This is a genomic window from Synechococcus lacustris str. Tous, from assembly GCF_003011125.1.
Classification (GTDB): Bacteria; Cyanobacteriota; Cyanobacteriia; order PCC-6307; family Cyanobiaceae; genus Synechococcus_D; species Synechococcus_D lacustris.
Window position 1 is genome coordinate 1 of the sequence record NZ_PXVC01000295.1, and the last position, 634, is coordinate 634.

1 pseudogene is annotated in these 634 nt (G+C 52.2%); it reads left to right on the top strand.

Annotated features, from left to right (window positions below):
- Positions 1–634, top strand: a pseudogene (locus C7K08_RS15825) (hypothetical protein); the annotation flags it as partial.

Here is a 634-nt window from a genome sequence, read left to right on the forward strand (position 1 = left end):
GGAGATAACAGTGGCGCCGATGGGCAATTCAGGCTTGCTTGCCAGCTGATCACAAATTCGGGCTGGCTGGCGGTTGCATGCCATTGCAATGGCTTAAATCTGCGATCTATGGGTAAATTCCAAGAGGCGGCTGAAGCGTTTCTTGATGCCCTGGAGGTGCAGCCAGGCCATCTTGCCAGTGTTCATGCATTGCAGTTCACCAAGCTCAGCAGAGAAAATATCAAGGCCCTTGTAGGGCGCCTCCACTCAGTGGTTAAACCAGCGCGCCAGTTTCCCTTGGGTTTGCAGTTGTTGGCCGATTGGGAATTTCAAACTGGCCAAAAGCTACAAGCACTTGAGCACAGCTATCACTCGGCGCAGCTCAGCGTTTCTGCTCAGCAAAAACAGCTGCTCAATTGGGGAGCTGTTCCCAGCTTGCCAGAGGCTTTAATTATTGGTGCGCCCAAATCAGGCACCACCTCCCTTGCCGCAGCCCTTTCCACGCATCCACAGCTATGGATGCACCCACGCAAAGAACTGCATTTTTTAGATGGCCGTTGGGAATGGGGCCAAAGCTGGTATCGCTGCCAATTTCCTGTGTTTCAAGCAGCGGCACAAATCATTCGCCTTGAAGCAACACCTAATTACTTACAGT